Below are 18,673 nucleotides of genomic sequence, written 5' to 3' on the forward strand. Positions count from 1 at the left end.
CGCGCCATGACGGAACCCCGGTTCGACCCCGCCCAGGTTTTCCAGGTGTTCGGCATGCGCCATGTCGACACCGAGGGATTCGACGCGGCGGTGGTCCAGGCGCCGGGGACGGATCTGCGCTGCGTGTTCCTGTGGGGCCAGGATTGCTACAACTGCAATCTTTTCAAGCAGGCGGCCCTGCTGCATCAGGAAACGCTGCTGGGACTGGGCCTGACCTGGTTCGAGGCCGATGTCTACGCGGACGAAGCGCTGGGAAGGCGCTTTTCGCTGCATGGCGTCCCCACTTTCGTGCTGTATCGGGCCGGGAAGCGGCTGGGCCGCATCACCGGCTGGCCCGGCTTGCCCCAGTTCACCGCGGCCATGCATCGCCTGCAGGAAGCGGCTGTAGAAAATTCCGGCCAGGCGTCTTGAAAAACCCTGCGGGCAGCCCCAGTTATGTGGGGACAAGAAGTTTCTCCCTATTTTCATAGATTCAATCAAGGTAACCGACCATGAGCAAGATTATTGGCATTGACCTGGGCACGACCAACAGCTGCGTGGCTGTCATGGACGGCGGGCAGGTCAAAATCATTGAAAACGCGGAAGGCGCTCGCACCACCCCCTCCATCGTCGCCTACATGGACGATGGCGAGACCCTGGTCGGCGCGCCGGCCAAGCGCCAGGCCGTGACCAACCCGCGCAACACCCTGTACGCGGTGAAGCGCCTGATCGGCCGCAAGTTTGAAGAAAAAGCGGTGCAGAAGGACATCAACCTGATGCCCTATGCCATCGTCAAGGCCGACAATGGCGACGCCTGGGTGGAAGTGCGCGGCAAGAAGATGGCGCCTCCCCAAGTGTCGGCCGACGTGCTGCGCAAGATGAAGAAGACCGCCGAGGACTACCTGGGCGAAGAAGTGACCGAGGCCGTCATCACCGTGCCCGCCTACTTCAACGACAGCCAGCGCCAGGCCACCAAGGACGCCGGCCGCATCGCCGGCCTGGAAGTCAAGCGCATCATCAACGAACCCACCGCCGCGGCGCTGGCGTTCGGCCTGGACAAGACCGAAAAGGGCGACCGCAAGATCGCCGTGTATGACCTGGGCGGCGGTACGTTCGACGTGTCCATCATCGAAATCGCCGACGTGGATGGCGAAAAGCAGTTCGAAGTGCTGTCGACCAACGGCGACACCTTCCTGGGCGGCGAAGACTTCGACCAGCGCATCATCGACTACATCATTGCCGAGTTCAAGAAGGAACAAGGCGTCGATCTGTCCAAGGACGTGCTGGCCCTGCAGCGCCTGAAGGAAGCGGCCGAAAAGGCCAAGATCGAGCTGTCCTCGACGCAACAGACCGAAATCAACCTGCCGTACATCACGGCGGACGCCTCCGGTCCGAAGCACCTGAACCTGAAGATCACGCGCGCCAAGCTGGAAGCGCTGGTCGAAGAACTGGTCGAACGTACGATCGAGCCCTGCCGCGTGGCCATCAAGGACGCCGGCGTGAAGGTTTCCGACATCGACGACGTGATCCTGGTCGGCGGCATGACCCGTATGCCCAAGGTCCAGGAAAAGGTGAAGGAATTCTTTGGCAAGGATCCGCGCAAGGACGTGAACCCCGATGAAGCCGTCGCCGCTGGCGCCGCCATTCAAGGTTCCGTGCTGTCGGGCGACCGCAAGGACGTGCTGCTGCTGGACGTCACCCCCCTGTCCCTGGGTATCGAAACCCTGGGCGGCGTGATGACCAAGATGATCCAGAAGAACACGACCATCCCGACCCGGTTCTCGCAGACCTTCTCGACCGCTGACGACAACCAGCCGGCCGTGACGATCAAGGTGTTCCAGGGCGAGCGCGAAATCGCCGCGGGCAACAAGGCCCTGGGCGAGTTCAACCTCGAAGGGATCCCGCCGTCGCCCCGCGGCATGCCGCAGATCGAAGTCACGTTCGACATCGACGCCAACGGCATCCTGCACGTGTCCGCCAAGGACAAGGGCACTGGCAAGGAAAACAAGATCACCATCAAGGCCAACTCGGGTCTGTCGGAAGACGAGATCCAGCGCATGGTCAAGGATGCCGAGGCCAATGCCGAGGAAGATCATCGCGTCGCCGAACTGGCCCAGTCGCGCAACCAGGCCGACGCGCTGGTGCATGCCACCCGCAAGTCGCTGACCGAGTATGGCGATAAGCTCGAGGCTTCCGAAAAGGAAGGCATCGAAGCCGCCATCAAGGAACTGGAAGACACGCTGAAGGACGGCGACAAGGCTGCGATCGACGCCAAGGTGGAAGCCCTGTCGACGGTTTCGCAGAAGCTGGGCGAAAAGATGTACGCCGACATGCAGGCGCAGCAAGCCGCTGGCCAGCAGCAAGCGGCCGATAACGCGAAGCCGGTGGACGATAATGTCGTCGACGCCGACTTCAAGGAAGTCAAGCGCGACCAATAATGGCCGGGCGCTGACCTGCCTCTGCCGCCCGGTAGCCGGAGAAATCCGCCTACCGGGCGTACTCATTCTGTAGCACTGAAAAGAAGGCTCGTTTTCGAGCCCACGGATCATGGCAAAACGTGACTATTACGAAGTCTTGGGCGTTGCGAAGAACGCTTCGGACGACGACCTCAAGAAGGCCTATCGAAAGCTGGCCATGAAGTACCATCCGGACCGCAATCCGGACAGCAAAGAAGCCGAAGAGAAGTTCAAGGAAGCCAAGGAAGCCTACGAGGTCCTGGGTGACGATCAGAAGCGCGCCGCCTACGACCGCTATGGCCATGCGGGCGTGGACCCCAATTCCGCCGGCATGGGCGGCGGCATGGGTGGCGGTTTCGCCGACGCCTTTGGCGACATCTTCGGCGAAATCTTCGGCGGCGGCGGTGGCGGTGGCCGCCGTGGCGGCGGCCCGCAGGTCTACCGCGGCGCCGACCTGAAGTACGCGCTGGAAATCACGCTGGAGCAGGCCGCGGCCGGCTTCGACACCGAGATCCGCGTGCCCAGCTGGGAACACTGCGACACCTGCCACGGTTCCGGCGCCAAGGCCGGCACCTCGCCCAAGACCTGCCGCACTTGCGGCGGCTCCGGCGCCGTGCGCATGCAGCAGGGTTTCTTCAGCGTGCAGCAGACCTGCCCGACCTGCCACGGCAACGGCAAGGAAATCACCGATCCGTGCCCTGCCTGCGATGGCGTGGGCCGCATCCGCCGCAACAAGACGCTGCAGGTCAAGATTCCGGCCGGCATCGACGACGGCATGCGCATCCGCTCCAGCGGCAACGGCGAGCCGGGCATCAACGGCGGCCCTCCGGGCGACCTGTATGTGGAAATCCACATCAAGCAGCACAAGATCTTCCAGCGCGACGGCGACGACCTGCACTGCGAGCTGACCATCCCGTTCACCTCGGCGGCGTTGGGCGGCGAGCTTCAGGTGCCGACGCTGGGCGGCAAGGCCGAGATCTCGATCCCCGAAGGCACGCAGTCCGGCAAGACCTTCCGCTTGCGCGGCAAGGGCATCCGCGGCGTGCGCGGCAGCTACCCGGGCGACCTCTACTGCCACGTGGTGGTGGAGACGCCGGTGCGCCTGAGCGACGACCAGAAGAACATCCTGCGCCAGTTCGAGGCCTCGCTGAACGATGGCGGCGACCGCCATTCGCCGCAAAGCAAGTCCTGGACAGATCGCGTGAAGGAATTCTTCAGCTGAATCGCCTGATGCAAGCAAGAAGGCCGCGACGTTGTCGCGGCCTTTTTTTGTCTTGGGATAAAGCAAAGGCGCCGTTGCGGGAAGATGGCGTGCGCATGGCGTGCGCAAATGAAAAGACCGCGGCGCGAGCCGCGGTCCTGGTGCTGCTACTACAACTGCGATCACTGCTATTGCTACTGCGGTTACTGCAACTGCTGCATCAACTTCAACTTCAAACTTCAGCTTCTACCGCTACTTCTACTGCTACATCGACCGCTGCTGTCGCCGGTAAAAAACCGGCCTCAAACCATGATGCCGTCCGAGGCCGGCCGGGCCACAGCAAGCAGCTCACCGGGTGATCGGCGGGTACTCGAGTTCGCCGAACGTGTATTGGCCGCTGGCCTTGGCTTGCGCCAGTTCCTGCTGGACATCAGCGCGCGTCATGGCGCTGGCGGGGGCGGACACAGCCGCAGGGTATTCCAGTTCGCCGAACGTGTATTGGCCGCTGATCTTGGCTTGTTGCAGCTGGGCTTGCACTTCCTGCGAGCTCAGGCTGGTGGTCTGGGGCAGGGCGGGCGGATAGTCCAGCTCGCCGAAGGTGTACTGGCCGCTGATCTTGGCTTGCTGCAGTTCGGTGGCGACCTGGGCGCTGCTCTTGGCTTGTTCCACGCCGGCGGCTTGGGCGCCAACGCCAACCAGGGCCAGGGATAGCAGCAGGGTGGTGGTTAGGGTTTTCATGGTGGACCTCCAATTCGTCTTGGTTTGGGACCGAATCCGGCGGCCTTCCGTCGTGGTTCGTTGTTTGTTCCCGATGACTGAATTCTGCTCGTTATCTCACCTGGGATAAACCCGTATATCTTGAAAACATCTTTCCAAATAATCGAGTAATCATGTTCACTTTTATGATTTCGTCCATTTTTGGCATAGTCGAGGGGTGCCCCTGTGAATTTTGGTGAGCTGCCCCAGGGCGGTCAGGCGAAAAAAAGCCCCGCCGTAGCGGGGCTTTGCAGGGAAATGGAGTCGTTCAGGGCGCGGGCTTCTTCTTGAAGTCGCCGGCAACCGCCGTGCTGAAGCCGTCCGCGCGCAGGCTCTTGCGCATGGCGGCATTGACCGACTCGGCGGTCAGCGCGGAGATCTTCTTGTCCATCTCGGCCGACCAGGCGAAAGTGCGGCCGCGCTGCATGTAGTCCAGCCAGGTGCTGGCCAGCACGTCATCCTGGGCGCGGGCCAGGTTGCGGTAGTTCAGCAAGGCGGTGATGCCATCCGAGATCTCCTTGTCCGAGAAACCGTCCTTCAGTACCCGCGCCAGTTCTTCGCCGATCGCCTTTTCCAGGCGGTCGCGGTTTTGCGGAGCGTAGATGGCGTACATGGTCCAGCTGGCGGAGGGTTCGAACGACGAGACCGACAGCGAGCTGCGTACGTTGTAGGACAGGCCTTCGGTTTCGCGCACGCGGTTCCACAGGCGCGAGGTTTCGGACGCGCCGAACAGGTAGTTGGCCAGATACAGCGCGGCGTAGTCCGCATCCGTGTCCTGCAGCTTCAGCGGCATGCGCGAGATGTAGAACGCATTGGCCTTGTCCGGGGTTTCGATGTCGAACTGCTTGGCGGGAATGTCGCGGTACGGGTTGGGCACGCGGGTGTAGGCGGGCGCCTTCTTCCAGCCGGCCAGTCCGGTCTTGAGCGCGTTTTCCACGGCCGCCGGCTCGAAATCGCCCACTGCCGAATACTCAATGTCGCCGGCGCCGTAGAACTTGGAGTGGAACTTGACCAGGGCGTCGCGGTTCAGTCCGCGTATGCCGGCCAGCGATTCCTCGAAGGTCGGCACGTAGCGCAGGTCATTGGCGGGCCACGGGTTGTCCTGGCGCGCCAGCGCGCGGCCGGCCAAGGCCGAAGGTTCGGTCATGGCGTTCTGGATCGAGGTTTCCAGCTGGCGCTGGTATTCCTCGAGCTGTTCCTTGGGGAAGTTGGCGTTGCGCACGATATCCAGCGCCAGGGCGGTGAGTTCAGGCAGGTTTTCGCCCTTGGTCGACATGGCGATCTTGAGCGTGGTGCCGCCGCCGCTGAAGCCCAGTTCCGCCTGCAGCTTGTCCAGGCGGTCCTGGATGTCCTGGCGCGACAGCTTGGCCGTGCCGCGGGTAAGCAGGTCGGCCACGGCGCTGGAGTTCACGCGCTGGCCGAGCAGGTCTTTTTCGTTGCCGAACTGGATCAGCATCTGCGCCTGCACCCGGTTGCCGCGGGTGGCCTTGGGCAGGAGCGCCAGCTGGACCGTACCGTTGGGCAGGTCCAGCTTCTTGCGTTGCGTCAGCTTGTCGATGTTCTCGGGCGTGGGATCGAAGGCCGAGGCTGCCTTGAAGTCGGGGTCGCCCTTGTAGTCCTTGAAGACGGCCGTCAAGTCCACGCGCTGCTCTTGCGGCGCGCGTACGGGCTTCTCGGTGGGAATGTAGCGGCCTTCGATGCTGTTGCTCTGGACCAGGTAGGTGGTAGCGGCGCGCTGCACTTCGGCCAGCGTGGCCTTACGGGCGCGGTCGCGCTGCAGGAAGAACAGGCGCCAATCGCCGGCGGCGATGGCCTCGGACAATGCCACGCCGACCTGTTCGGGATCGCTATAGGTCTGCTCCCAGGCGGTCAGCCATTTGCTGCGGGCGCGGTCCAGTTCCTGCTGGGTGAACGGTTTCTTGTTCAGGGATTCCAGCGTGCCGGTCAGGGCCTTCATGGCGGCGTCCAGGCTCTTGCCAGGCGTGAGTTGAGCGGCGAACATCGCCAGGCCCGGATCCAGGTTTTCCATGGTGAAGCCGAACACGCCGGAGGCCAGCTTGGTCGGAACCAGGGCGTGGTAGAGACGGCCCGAGGGCGTGTCGGCCAGGATGGTGGCGGCCAGGTCCAGCGGCACGAAATCGGCGCTGCCGGCGGCCGGGATGTGGTACATCGCCGCGACCAGCGGCGTGCCGCCAGTGCGGCGCAGGGTCACGGAACGCTCGCCGTCCTGCGCGGGTTCGACGGTGTACTCGGGCGGCAGCTTGCGCTCGGGCTTGGGCAGCTTGCCCAGCGTTTCCTCGATATCGGCCAGCGTCGCCTGCGGGTCGAACTTGCCCGCCACGATCAGCACGGCGTTATCGGGCTGGTAGTACTCATGATAGAAGGCGCGCAACTGGCCAATGTCCACATTCTCGACGTCGGAGCGGGCGCCGATGGTGTTCTTGCCGTAGCTGTGCCACTGGAAGGCCGCCGACTGCATCTTCTGCATCAGGATGCGGAAGGGGCTGTTTTCGCCGCTTTCCATTTCATTGCGGACCACGGTCATTTCCGAATCCAGGTCTTCCTTGGCGATCAGGGAATTGACCATGGCGTCGGCCTGCCAGCCCAGGTACCACTTGAGGGTTTCGGGGTTGGCGGCGAAGCTGGCGAAATAGTTGGTGCGGTCGCTGGAGGTCGAACCGTTGGCCTGCAGGCCGCGGCGCGAGAACTCGCCCATGGCGTTGCGGGTGGTGGAGGTGCCCTTGAACAGCATGTGCTCCAGCAGGTGCGCCATGCCGGTCTGGCCGTAGTTCTCGTTGCGCGAGCCCACCAGGTAGGTCATGTTGACGGTGGTGGACGGCTTGGATTCGTCGGGAACCAGCAGCACTCTCAGGCCGTTGGCCAGGCGGTATTCGGTGATGCCTTCAATCGAGGCGGCCTCCGAGACGCCGGCCGGCAGGCTGGCGGCTCCGGCCTGGAAGGCCAGGAAGGAGGAAAACAGCAGCACGCCCAGCGGGCGCGGCAGCTTCGATAGGGACAGGCGCATGGCAGACAATTCCTTTGGCATGGCAGAATCCGTTGGAGTGTATACGTTGGCAATGGTTCAGGGGCTGCGGAGCGGCCGTTATCGCGGCGCACGGCCCGGGACCGCAAGGCAAGGAAGTCCGCTATGTCCCTATCCCTGGAAGTCGAAACGCCACGCCTGGTGCTGCGCCAATGGCGCGCCGCCGACCGTGAACCTTTCGCGGCGCTGAACCAGGATCCTCGCGTCACCGAATACCTGCTGCCGCTGAGCCGGTCGGAAAGCGACGCGCTGGCCGACCGTCTGGCCGCCGGCATCGACGAGCACGGCTGGGGCTTCTGGGCGGTGGAGGCGCCGGGCGTGGCGCCGTTCATCGGCTTTGTCGGCATCAAGCCGCTGGCGCCCACTCTGCCATTCGCGCCTGGCGTGGAGATAGGCTGGCGCCTGGCGCAGCGGCACTGGGGCAAGGGCTACGCCAGCGAGGCGGCCGAGGCAGCCTTGCGGGCGGGGTTCGAGCAGGTGGGGCTGGACCAGATCGTGGCTTTCACAGCCACGGGCAACCTGCGCTCGCGCGCGGTGATGGACCGCCTGGGCATGAAAGAAGATCCGGATGGTTTTGACCATCCTGCCGTCCCGCCGGGACATCCGCTGCGCCGGCACGTGCTGTACCGGATCGGTCGCGAGGACTGGCGTGGACGAGAAAATGGTGACGCAGATGCAGGCGCCACGCCGGTCGCGGCGGCATAAAGCGCTGGAAGCGCCGTTAATCCGGAATGGTGCATTGCGGCATGGCGAATTGCCGGGCTGATTTGGGGGTTGCCGGCGCGCGGGTGTAAGCTTTTCAGAACGCAGTACCAGTTGCTGACGGGATGCGCGACAGCCCGCCCACAGGCTTCCCGTCCAACGCCAGACGCCGCCTTTTACGCGGCGTCGGTGCTTGTCGTTCGCGCCTTCGCCGCCGGCATCCTGCCGGCGCATTTACCGGAGGAACGACCCATGCTGACCGAGATCGTCACGCGTGCCTTGTCCCAATTGACCGGCAGCTCCATGAGCGGCGACGGGATCAAAGGACAGTTTCAGTACGCCTATGCCAGTGATGACGGCCAATTCGTGGCCATACTGACCCATGACATGACCACCTATGTGGTGGACCTGAGCACACAACGATATTTTGCGGAGTGCGGAGGCTCGCCCCGGGGCTTTGCCGGGCATGTGCTGGAAATGGAAGGCGCGGCGGCGCGCAGCCATCCCTGGCCCGCCGCCAACGACCTGTTCGATCTGGACATGGATGCGGACGAGCTTGCCTGGCGTCAGTGTCCCGGCTTGCGCCGTGAACCGCCCGCCAACCGATCTGCGGAGAGCCGCGCCGCCTGAGAGTGGCCAGAAGCGGCAACACCTGATTGAACCGGCGGCTCCGCCGGTTTTTTTTGCCTGGAGCGGCCGCAAACCCAATACCCGCAAGGCCCTGCGGCTCGCTACAATTTGCGCCATGACTACGCACGCCGAAACCCGCGCGCCGGATGGCGCAACCCTGGTCGATTGCACGCATGAACGTCATGCCGACCAGATCCTGGCCATACTCAACGAAGCCATCGTCAATTCCACCGCGCTGTACGACTACAAGCCGCGTCCGCGCGAGGCGATGCAAGGCTGGTTCCAGGCCAAGCAGCAGGGCGGTTTCCCGGTGGTGGGGTACGAGAACGCCGCTGGCGAGCTGATGGCTTTCGCCAGCTACGGCACCTTCCGCGCCTGGCCTGCCTTCAAGTACTCGGTGGAACATTCCGTGTATGTGGACGGACGCTTTCGCGGACTGGGTTTGGGCGAGGCGCTGATGCAGGTGCTGATCCAGCGGGCACGCGCCAATCAGGTGCACGTGCTGGTCGGCGGCATCGATGCGAGCAACCAGGGCAGCATCCGCCTGCACGAGAAGCTGGGCTTCAAGCATGCCGGCACCATCCGCGAGGCCGGCTTCAAGTTCGGGCGCTGGCTGGACCTGGCGTTCTATCAGCTGACACTGGATACGCCTGAGCAGCCTGTCGACGGCTGAACCCTCGCCGCCGGGCCTTCCTACTTCGATAGCACGCGCATGGCCTGTTCCAGGCCGGCGACCGTCACGGGATACATGCGGCCCTGCATGATGTCGCGCATCAGCGCGATGGACTGGCGGTACTGCCAGGACGCGGTGGGCTCGGGGTTGAGCCAGACCGATTTGGGCCACGCGTCCAGCAGGCGGCGCATCCATTCGGCGCCGGGCTCCTTGTTGTAGTGCTCTACCGAGCCGCCCGGCTGCAGGATTTCGTAGGGGCTCATGGTGGCGTCGCCGACGATGATCAGGCGCCAGTCGGGGTTGTACTTGCGCAGCACGTCCCAGGTATCGAAGCGCTCGTTCTGGCGCCGGCGGTTGCTTTGCCACAGGCTTTCGTACGGGCAGTTGTGGAAGTAGTAGACCTCCAGGTTGCGGAACTCGCTGCGCGCCGCCGAGAACAGTTCCTCGACGCGCCCGATGTGGTCGTCCATGCTGCCGCCCACGTCCAGCAGCATCAGCACCTTCACGGTGTTGTGGCGTTCCGGCACCATGCGCAGGTCCAGATGGCCGGCATTGCGCGCGGTGCTGGCGATGGTGTCGTCCAGGTCCAGCTCCATTTCCGCGCCTTGCCTTGCAAAGCGCCGCAGGCGGCGCAGCGCTACCTTGAAATTGCGCGTGCCCAGTTCGACCTGATCGTCGTAGTCCTTGAACTGGCGCATGTCCCAGACCTTGACCGCGCTGCGGTTGCCGGCCGAATCGCCGCCCACGCGGATCCCCTCGGGGTGGTAGCCGCCGTTGCCGAAAGGCGAGGTGCCGCCGGTGCCAATCCATTTGCTGCCGCCGGCATGGCGTTCCTTCTGTTCTTCCAGGCGCTCCTTGAACAGCTCCATCAGCTTGTCCCAGCCGTGCTTTTCGATCGCGGCTTTTTCTTCCGGCGTCAGGCTTTTCTCGAACTGCTTGATGAGCCAGTCCAGCGGTATTTCCTTGCCCGGGGGCAGGGCGGCCGCGATGCCTTTGTAGTAGGCGCCGAAGGCCTTGTCGTAGCGGTCGTAGAGCGCCTCGTCCTTGACCAGCGTGGCGCGCGCCAGGAAGTAGAACTCGTCCAGCGTGGGCGCCATGAGGTCCTGGCGCAGGGCGTCCACCAGGGTCAGGTATTCCTTGACCGAGACAGGCAGCTTGTGCGCCCGGAGGTGGTAGAAGAAGTCGATCAGCATTTGCGGGCCGCCGGTGGTTGCTGGCGGATCAGCGGCGCTGGCCGCCGCGCGTCATGGCCGCCAGGCGTTCCAGCAGGTGCACATCCTGCTCGTTCTTGAGCAGCGCGCCGGCCATCAGCGGCACGGCGGTGGCCGTGTGCGCGTCGATTTCGGCGGCGGTCGAGCCTTCTGCCAGCAGCAGGTGCAGCCAGTCCAGCAGCTCGGAGGTGGACGGTTTTTTCTTCAGGCCCGGCGCGTCGCGCAGCGCGAAGAAAGTGTCCAGCGCGGCGCGCAGCACTTCCTGCTTCAGGTGCGGATAGTGCACGGCCACGATGTCGCGCATGGTCTCGCGGTCGGGGAAGCGGATGTAGTGGAAGAAGCAGCGGCGCAGGAAGGCGTCAGGCAGGTCTTTTTCGTTGTTGGACGTGATGATGACCAGCGGACGGTGCCGCGCCGAGATGGTCTCGCGCGTTTCGTACACGTGGAATTCCATGCGGTCCAGCTCGCGCAGCAGGTCGTTGGGGAATTCGATGTCGGCCTTGTCGATCTCGTCGATCAGCAGCACCACCGGCTCCGGCGACTGGAAGGCCTGCCATAGCGTGCCCTGCACGATGTAGTTGCGGATGTCGCGGACTTTTTCGTCGCCCAGCTGCGAGTCGCGCAGGCGCGACACCGCGTCGTACTCGTACAGGCCCTGGTGCGCCTTGGTGGTGGACTTGATGTGCCATTGCAGCAGCGGCCGCCCCAGCGCGCGCGCCACTTCCTCGGCCAGCATGGTCTTGCCGGTGCCGGGTTCGCCCTTGATCAGGAGCGGGCGCTGCAAGGTGAGGGCGGCGTTGACGGCGAGTTTCAGGTCATCGGTGGCGACATAGCTGTCGGTCCCGTCGAAGCGGTCTGGCGAGGCGGAAGTAGCGGACTGGGCTGCGGACATGGTCTGATGGCTTCTGAGGTTTGACGGTGATCAATACCATCGTAAGGTATTAATCCTGAGCAATTATCGTACAATCAGGCGGTTTTGCTTTGGGTTCGACCCGCAACGTGTTTGCCGAGGGCCTTTTCGTGTGAGCAGGCCCTAGTCCTTAGCCATACCAAGAAGAGCCATTCCAATGAAGTTGCGAACCTCTCTGAAGTGCACGGTATCCGTGTTGGCCGCGTTGGCATCCTGTGCGATCGCCGGCCAGTCTGTTGCTGCAGACGCAGCAGTGGTCGGTAATGTCCAGAACGCCCGCGACAAGGTTTCCATGTGCATCGGTTGCCACGGCATCGAAGGCTACAAGGCAACGTTTCCCGAGCTGTACCACGTGCCGATGATCGCTGGGCAGAATGCCAAGTACATCGAAACCGCCCTCAACGAGTACAAGAAAGGCGCGCGCAGCCATCCCACGATGGACGCCATCGCCGGCAGCCTGTCCGACCAGGACATCGCCGACCTGGCCGCGTACTACTCGAATCTCAAGTAAGGGGGCAAACACATGAATCGCTACATGCTTGCCCTTGCGGGCGCGACCCTGGCCATGACGGGCGTTGCCGCCCAGGCGCAGGACCTGGCGGCCGGCAAGGCCGTCTTCGACAAATTCAATTGCGCTTCCTGCCATGGCGCGGACGCCAAGACGGCCGTTGATCCGGCCTATCCGACCCTGGCCGGCCAGCACGCGGACTACCTGGTCCACGCCCTGAAGGCCTACAAGCGCGGCGCTTCCGGCAGCGCGGCCACCGCCAACGTGCGCAAGAACCCCATCATGGGCGCTTTCGCGACCCAACTGTCCGACCAGGACATCTCCAACGTGGCGGCATGGCTGTCGGCGCAGCCGAGCGACCTGGGCGTGCGCAAGTAAGCCGTCCTGGCGCGTCCCGAAAAGAAGAAAGCCCTCGATCGAGGGTTTTTTTTCTTTGGGCGGACGCCGCGCTCAGCGGCTGGCGCGCTGGCGGATCAGATCGATATAGGTATCGCTGTCCAGCGGGGTACCCAGCCGCTGCGCTTCCCAGACTACCTGGCCCAGGCATTCCATGATTTCATGCGCGGCCTGGTGCGCGTCGCTGCGCGCCACCAGTTGCTGGTATGCCAGCCGGATGCCGGGCGGGTGGTCGATGGAAAGCTGCTCGGCGATGGCCAGGTGCATGGACAGGTGCAGAAAGGGATTGGTGCGGCCCTTTTCCACGGAGTATTCGGCCGTCATGGCCTCGGGGTTTTCCAGGTCGCCGTGGTACTCGGGATGTTCGATGATCCAGTCCAGGGCGATGGCCTCGAGCGGCGTCAGCACGTCGGAGGCGCGGTGTTTGCGCCAGGTTTCGATAAAAAATTCGCGGACTTGGTCGCGGGAAGGATTGAACATCTGAGGGGGCGGAAAGCGGGCTGGAGATGCATTATTTTACCGCTGCGCGCGGCCCGTCAGGCGCGCAGGCCTTTTTGCGATATAGAATTGGTTGCTATCGGCCATCCAGTGCGCGGTTCCCGTGGGCGATCTTCCCCGCCGGAACGGACACTTCCCGATGCCGGCGCGTGCAGAAAAACCACTCGGAGCAAATGGAGCATTCATGTCCTACCAACATATCAAGGTTCCCGCTGGCGGCCAGAAGATCACGGTCAATGCTGATTTCTCGCTGAATGTGCCCGATCAGCCCATCGTTCCCTTCATTGAAGGCGACGGCACGGGCGCCGACATCACCCCGGTGATGATCAAGGTCGTGGACGCGGCGGTGCAGAAGGCCTATGGCGGCAAGCGCAAGATCCACTGGATGGAAGTCTATGCCGGCGAGAAGGCCACCAAGGTCTACGGCCCGGACGTATGGCTGCCCGAAGAGACCCTGGAAGTCGTCAAGGATTACGTGGTGTCCATCAAGGGCCCGCTGACCACGCCCGTGGGCGGCGGCATCCGTTCACTGAACGTGGCCCTGCGCCAGCAGCTGGACCTGTACGTCTGCCTGCGCCCGGTGGCGTACTTCAAGGGCGTGCCCTCGCCGGTCCGCGAACCCGAAAAGACCAATATGGTGATCTTCCGCGAGAACTCGGAAGACATCTACGCCGGCATTGAATACATGGCGGAAAGCGAGCAGGCCAAGGAACTGATCCAGTTCCTGCAGACCAAGCTCGGCGTGAAGAAGATCCGCTTCCCGAACACCTCGTCCATCGGCATCAAGCCGGTGTCGCGCGAAGGCACCGAGCGCCTGGTGCGCAAGGCGGCGCAGTACGTCATCGACAATGACCGCACGTCGCTGACCCTGGTGCACAAGGGCAACATCATGAAGTTCACGGAAGGCGGCTTCCGCGACTGGGGCTACGCGCTGCTGCAGAAGGAATTCGGCGCCACGCTGATCGACGGCGGCCCGTGGTGCAAGTTCAAGAACCCGAAGACGGGTCGCGAGATCATCGTCAAGGACGTGATCGCCGACGCCTTCCTGCAGCAGATCCTGCTGCGTCCGGCCGAATACGACGTGATCGCCACCTTGAACCTGAACGGCGACTACATCTCGGACGCGCTGGCCGCGCAAGTGGGTGGCATCGGCATCGCCCCGGGCGCCAACCTGTCCGACTCGGTCGCCATGTTCGAAGCTACCCACGGCACCGCGCCGAAGTACGCCGGCAAGGACTACGTGAACCCCGGTTCCGAAATCCTGTCGGCCGAAATGATGCTGCGCCACATGGGCTGGACCGAAGCCGCCGACCTGATCATCTCGAGCATGGAGAAATCCATCCTGTCCAAGAAGGTCACGTACGACTTCGCCCGCTTGCTGGAAGGCGCGACCCAGGTGTCGTGCTCGGGCTTTGGCCAGGTGATGATCGATAATATGTAAGCTGCGGCTTGCCGCCAGCAAGTCCCGTAAACCCGCCCGCCGTCACGGCGGGCGGGTTTTGTCTGATGAGCTGACAAATCAAACTGCATGGCGCGTGTCGCGCTTGTTTCGTTTTTACCAGGTTGAGTGTAGTGCCCCGACTGTACGTTTTCTTGGCCACATGGCTGGTGGTGTTGGTTCCCGCGCTGGCGTTGACCAGCCCGGTGGGTGGACCGGTCATTGCCTATCTGACCGGTTTGATCGCATTGACGGCGCTTGCCGCCAACGCGATCAAACGCTACGAACCGATGGATTCCCGGGCCTTGTGGCCTATGGCGCTGGCGCTGCTGCTGCCGCTGTTGTGCATGTTCATCACGACCGCCGTGCGAGGCGTATGGAGCGATTCCGAATTGGAGAAGCTGCTCCGCTTCGCGCTGGCGTTGCCGGTGCTCTGGCTGTTGCTGAGAGCGCCGCAAGATTGGCTTAAGCAGATCCAGTGGAGCATCTTGATCGGCGCGCTGGCGGGATCGGCGATGCTGATCGTCACCATGAAGTTGTGGGGCCGCGAGGCGGTAGTCGAGATCGGAGGGCGCTACAACGCCGTTGCCTTCGCGAACATGACTCTGCTGTTTGGCATGATGTCGCTGTTGTCGATCAGATGGGGGCCGAGCAAGCCCTGGCCGCATTTTGCAACTGGTCTCAAGGTGCTTGCTTTCGGCATGAGCGTGTGGGCGACCTGGCTTTCCCAAACGCGCAGCAGCTGGATGTTGCTTCCCATCCTGGCGCTGGTGTTCCTGTTGGGGCTGCGCGGCTGGAGCCGTCGGCACAAGACGTACTGTGCGCTGGCGGTTAGCGCGGCCCTGGTCGTCAGCGCGGCCGGGCTATGGCATTTCAGCAGCCGCATGCAGGCGGTCAAGACGGATCTGCAGGATTTCACTACATCAACCGACCGGGACTCTTCGCTCGGCATCCGGTTGCAACTGTGGCGGGCATCCATCGAGATGTTCAAGAAGAGCCCTGTCGTGGGTGTGGGGCCGAGCAACTTCCGCAAGGAACTCGCCGAGCTCGAGAAGCGGGGGGTGGTGTCGCGCGAAGTAGTCGAAGGTTACGGCGAACCTCACAACGACCTGCTCGCCGCCCTGTCCGGCTACGGGCTGCTGGGCCTGTTGAGCATACTCGCGCTGTATCTGGTGCCGGCCTATATTTTCCTGCGCCGGCTGGCCAGCGATGATCGTGTCATACGTGTCGGCGCGCAGTTGGGCTTGCTGTTCTGCCTGGGTTATTGCGCATTCAGCCTGACTGAAATGATGTTCCGAAATATGCGCAGCGTACCTACGTATTCCTTGATCGTGGTGGCCCTGATCGCGCTGACCACGCCGCGCTCCGCAGGCGCCCCTCGGGCGCCGGCCTAGGAAAACGCTGTACGAAAAGCGGAATGAACCGCCACTACAAAAAAAAAACGCAAGGCAAGCGCGCCTTGCGTTTTTTTTATGGACCTTGCGCCAGATCAAACGTCCCGTGCGGACTTGCCGAAAGCCACTGTCCTGTCCCTTATTCTGACGAAGAAATACATGAATCGTCACATTCTGCCTTGATTGGTTTCATGACGGGATGAACAAGGATAAGAGGACTATGAAAAATTCCAGCTTGCGCAGGGAGCTGCTGTGGTTCGTGTTCGCGGTCGGCGCCGCCGTGCTGGCCCTGGGCGCCTGGGATGCCTGGGAGCGCCGCGCCGAGATGGTGGCCGAGCGCAAGACCGAATTGCGCCACGTCCTCGATCTGGCATCCAGCATCGTGCGCAACGGCAAGCAAAGCGTGCGCGAGGGCATGTCCCCGGAGGAGGCCAAACGCAATGTGACGCGCCGGCTGGCGCAACTGCGCTATGGCGAGGACGGTTACGTGGGCGCCTTCGGTGACGGCTACGACCTGCTGGTGCACCCCGATCCCAAGCTGGTCGGTACCAATGTCCGGTCCGTCAAGGACAGCGCAGGGCAGCCGATCTTCGAAGACCTCTACGCCCAGGGCAAGGCCGGTGGCGGCTATACGCGCTACCTGTTCCCGCGGCCGGGAACGGAACAGGCGCTGCCCAAGATCAGTTACGCCGCCTACGACGCCGACTGGGGCTGGCTGTTGTTCACGGGCCTGTACGTGGACGACGTCGACCAGGCGTTCTACGCCACCCTGTGGCGGCAGGGCGGCGTGACGCTCAGCCTCCTGGTGCTGCTGTTGGCGGCGGCGCTGCGTTTTTTCCGCTCGCACGTCCTCGGTCCGCTGGACCAGGCCGTCGCGGTATGCGAACGCGTGGCCAATGGCGATCTGTCCGGCAGCGCGCCGCGCAACCAGCGTGGCGAGATCGGCCGCCTGTTCGACGCCCTGGCGCGGATGCAGGACCGCCTGGACGGGGCGGTGCGCAGCATCGTGCATTCCACCACCTCGATCGCCGCGGCCTCGCGGCAGATCGCGGCGGGCAGCATGGACCTGTCGGACCGCACCGAGAAACAGGCCGCCGCGTTGGAGCAGACCGCCGCCAGCGTGGAGCAGATCACCGCGACCGCACAGCAGAGTGCGCAACACGTGCGCGAGGTCAGCGCGCTGGCCGGGCAGGCGGCGCAACTGGCCCGGCAAGGCAGCGATGAAACGCAGCATGCCATCGACGCCATGCGCGAGATTTCACATAGCTCGCAGCGCATCGACGAGATCATCCGGCTGATCGACGAGATCGCGTTCCAGACCAACATCCTGGCGCTGAACGCCGCGGTGGAAGCCGCAAGGGCCGGCGAGCAGGGCCGTGGCTTCGCGGTGGTGGCGGGCGAGGTGCGCGCGCTGGCTCAGCGCTCGGCCACCGCCGCCAAGGAAATCAAGACGCTGATCGAAGCGTCGGCGGATTCGGTGGCGCGTGGCAGCCAGCGCGTGGAGCAGGCCAGCGCGACGATGGGCAACGTGCTGGAGTCGGCCGCCACCAGCGCGCCGCTAATGGGCGAGATCGCCACGGCCTCGGCCGAGCAGAGCGTGGGTATCGAGCAGATCAACCAGGCCGTGACGCATCTGGACGGCGTGACGCAGCAGAACGCCGCGCTGGTGGAAGAGTTCGCCGCGTCGGCTGCCGCCCTGCGCGACCAGGCGGGCGAACTGGCGAACGCGGTGTCCGTCTTCAGGCTGTCTGCAGCCGGCTAGGCGAGCCCTGCACCGCGCTCATGGCCCGTTGCAGGCGTTGCCCAAGCTCGCGGCTGGCGCTGGTCATGGGCATGCGCAGCTCGTCGGCGATCAGCCCCTGCAGGGCCAGGGCGCGTTTGATCGGCGCGGGATTGGGCTCGGCAAACAGCAGCCGAATCAGGCCGCGCAGCGGCTCGAACAGTTCGCGCGCGGCTTCCGCGTGGCCGTCGCGGGCCAGCTGCATGACCTCGACATAGCGCTCGGGGTAGATATGCGCGGCGGCCGGGATGGCGCCGCTGCCACCGGCCAGGAAGTGGTCCAGCAGCGCCAGGTCTTCGCCGCATAGCGGGGCCAGCGCGCTGCGCCGGTTCAGCGCCGCCAGCACCGCCGGATTGCATTCCTTTACGGCGCTGAAGTTGGGCAGCGCGGCCAGCGCTTCCATGGTTTCAACCGTCATGGTCACGCCGGCGCGCTTGGGGATGTTGTACAGGATGATGGGCCGTTCCGTGGCCCAGGCGATCTGGCGGTAGTGCCACAGTATGCCGGCCTGCGACGGGCCCAGGTAATAGGGCGGCGGCACCAGATAGCCGGCCGGCTGGTACTTGTCCAGGCGTCGGATCGCGGTTGCCACGCCGCGCGTGTCGACACCGCCCGCGCCGAACACCAGCGGCAGCGCGTGCGGGTCGCTGGAGATGGCTTCTATCATGTCGATCTTCTCCGGCATGCTCAGCAGATTGCCTTCGCCGGTGGAGCCGAACAGCACCAGACCGGCGATGCCCGCGTTGCGGTAGTAGCGGGCCAGCGCCTGGGCGGCGTCCAGGTCCACATAGCCGCCGCGCATTGGCGTGACCATGGGCAGCCAGAGGCCCTCGAATGCGGTCTTGCGGGGCATGTCCATGGCTTATTGCACCGTCATCGCAGGGGCCGGACGCACCGCGCCGAACTCGGCGCGAGGCAGCCCGGACATCACTGCGTGCATCAAGGCATCCAGCTGTCCGCGTTCGCATTGCAGCTGCAGCACGCTTTGCGCATGGGCGTGATCCACCGACAGCACGTAGACGCCGATGCGATCGCCCAGCGCGCGGTGCAGCGCCAGCCGCACGTTCAGCGCGTCCAGCGTGTCTATCCTGATGGTCA

18 protein-coding genes are annotated in these 18,673 nt (G+C 64.0%); 11 read left to right on the plus strand and 7 right to left on the minus strand.

Annotation, left to right across the window (positions count from 1 at the left end; all coding sequences use genetic code 11):
- The first annotated feature begins 6 nt into the window (after positions 1-6).
- The 3 genes from IPU70_RS22625 (at position 7) to dnaJ (ending at position 3,657) form a co-directional block, all read left to right on the plus strand.
- The gene (locus tag IPU70_RS22625) at positions 7-411 is read left to right on the plus strand and encodes a thioredoxin family protein (protein WP_207470520.1); all 405 of its coding nucleotides are present in this window, start codon (positions 7-9) and stop codon (positions 409-411) included.
- Between the two features lie 80 nt (positions 412-491).
- Complete coding sequence (gene dnaK, locus IPU70_RS22630) at positions 492-2,417, plus strand: molecular chaperone DnaK (protein ID WP_013391863.1); 1,926 nt, start codon at positions 492-494, stop codon at positions 2,415-2,417.
- A 109-nt stretch (positions 2,418-2,526) separates the two neighbouring features.
- Complete coding sequence (gene dnaJ, locus IPU70_RS22635) at positions 2,527-3,657, plus strand: molecular chaperone DnaJ (RefSeq protein WP_013391864.1); 1,131 nt, start codon at positions 2,527-2,529, stop codon at positions 3,655-3,657.
- A 327-nt stretch (positions 3,658-3,984) separates the two neighbouring features.
- Here dnaJ and IPU70_RS22640 read toward each other — a convergent pair whose 3' ends face one another.
- Together IPU70_RS22640 and IPU70_RS22645 are read right to left on the minus strand one after the other, a co-directional pair.
- Positions 3,985-4,374 (minus strand): DUF4148 domain-containing protein, encoded by a 390-nt coding sequence (locus tag IPU70_RS22640; protein ID WP_207470522.1) that lies wholly within the window; start codon positions 4,372-4,374, stop codon positions 3,985-3,987.
- 286 nt (positions 4,375-4,660) lie between these two features.
- Positions 4,661-7,417, minus strand: a complete 2,757-nt coding sequence (locus IPU70_RS22645; RefSeq protein ID WP_207470524.1) for a pitrilysin family protein — start codon at positions 7,415-7,417, stop codon at positions 4,661-4,663.
- Between the two features lie 123 nt (positions 7,418-7,540).
- Between IPU70_RS22645 and IPU70_RS22650 the strand changes: the two genes are divergently transcribed.
- The 3 genes from IPU70_RS22650 (at position 7,541) to IPU70_RS22660 (ending at position 9,440) form a co-directional block, all read left to right on the plus strand.
- Positions 7,541-8,140: a GNAT family N-acetyltransferase gene (locus IPU70_RS22650; RefSeq protein ID WP_207470526.1), complete on the plus strand. Its 600-nt coding sequence runs from the start codon at positions 7,541-7,543 to the stop codon at positions 8,138-8,140.
- A gap of 249 nt (positions 8,141-8,389) precedes the next feature.
- Positions 8,390-8,767, plus strand: a complete 378-nt coding sequence (locus IPU70_RS22655; RefSeq protein WP_207470528.1) for a hypothetical protein — start codon at positions 8,390-8,392, stop codon at positions 8,765-8,767.
- A 115-nt stretch (positions 8,768-8,882) separates the two neighbouring features.
- A complete protein-coding gene (locus tag IPU70_RS22660) occupies positions 8,883-9,440 on the plus strand; it encodes a GNAT family N-acetyltransferase (protein WP_013391869.1) in 558 nt (185 codons plus the stop codon).
- A 20-nt stretch (positions 9,441-9,460) separates the two neighbouring features.
- On the opposite strand, the gene IPU70_RS22665 is transcribed toward IPU70_RS22660, so the two are convergent.
- On the minus strand, positions 9,461-10,633 hold the full coding sequence (locus IPU70_RS22665) for a VWA domain-containing protein (protein ID WP_013391870.1): 1,173 nt from the start codon (positions 10,631-10,633) through the stop codon (positions 9,461-9,463).
- A gap of 28 nt (positions 10,634-10,661) precedes the next feature.
- Positions 10,662-11,543, minus strand: a complete 882-nt coding sequence (locus IPU70_RS22670) for a MoxR family ATPase (protein WP_207470529.1) — start codon at positions 11,541-11,543, stop codon at positions 10,662-10,664.
- 175 nt (positions 11,544-11,718) lie between these two features.
- Here IPU70_RS22670 and IPU70_RS22675 point away from each other — a divergent pair, with 175 nt between their 5' ends.
- Together IPU70_RS22675 and IPU70_RS22680 are read left to right on the plus strand one after the other, a co-directional pair.
- A complete protein-coding gene (locus tag IPU70_RS22675; protein ID WP_207470531.1) occupies positions 11,719-12,072 on the plus strand; it encodes a cytochrome c in 354 nt (117 codons plus the stop codon).
- Between the two features lie 12 nt (positions 12,073-12,084).
- Complete coding sequence (locus IPU70_RS22680; protein WP_013391873.1) at positions 12,085-12,447, plus strand: cytochrome c; 363 nt, start codon at positions 12,085-12,087, stop codon at positions 12,445-12,447.
- Positions 12,448-12,519: 72 nt separating this feature from the next.
- On the opposite strand, the gene IPU70_RS22685 is transcribed toward IPU70_RS22680, so the two are convergent.
- Positions 12,520-12,945, minus strand: a complete 426-nt coding sequence (locus IPU70_RS22685) for a DUF1841 family protein (RefSeq protein ID WP_207470533.1) — start codon at positions 12,943-12,945, stop codon at positions 12,520-12,522.
- Positions 12,946-13,147: 202 nt separating this feature from the next.
- Between IPU70_RS22685 and icd the strand changes: the two genes are divergently transcribed.
- The 3 genes from icd (at position 13,148) to IPU70_RS22700 (ending at position 17,557) form a co-directional block, all read left to right on the plus strand.
- Complete coding sequence (icd, locus tag IPU70_RS22690; protein ID WP_207470535.1) at positions 13,148-14,404, plus strand: NADP-dependent isocitrate dehydrogenase; 1,257 nt, start codon at positions 13,148-13,150, stop codon at positions 14,402-14,404.
- Positions 14,405-14,535: 131 nt separating this feature from the next.
- Positions 14,536-15,795, plus strand: a complete 1,260-nt coding sequence (locus IPU70_RS22695; RefSeq protein ID WP_207470537.1) for an O-antigen ligase family protein — start codon at positions 14,536-14,538, stop codon at positions 15,793-15,795.
- 220 nt (positions 15,796-16,015) lie between these two features.
- Positions 16,016-17,557, plus strand: a complete 1,542-nt coding sequence (locus IPU70_RS22700) for a methyl-accepting chemotaxis protein (RefSeq protein ID WP_207470539.1) — start codon at positions 16,016-16,018, stop codon at positions 17,555-17,557.
- Here IPU70_RS22700 and IPU70_RS22705 read toward each other — a convergent pair.
- A complete protein-coding gene (locus tag IPU70_RS22705; protein WP_207470540.1) occupies positions 17,535-18,434 on the minus strand; it encodes a 4-hydroxy-tetrahydrodipicolinate synthase in 900 nt (299 codons plus the stop codon). The genes IPU70_RS22700 and IPU70_RS22705 overlap by 23 nt on opposite strands.
- A 3-nt stretch (positions 18,435-18,437) precedes the next feature.
- A partial coding sequence (locus IPU70_RS22710) for a hypothetical protein (RefSeq protein WP_207470542.1) occupies positions 18,438-18,673 on the minus strand: 236 nt, incomplete at its 5' end.

The sequence above is a fragment of the Achromobacter sp. SD115 genome (genome assembly GCF_017355315.1).
GTDB lineage: Bacteria > Pseudomonadota > Gammaproteobacteria > Burkholderiales > Burkholderiaceae_B > Achromobacter > Achromobacter xylosoxidans_B.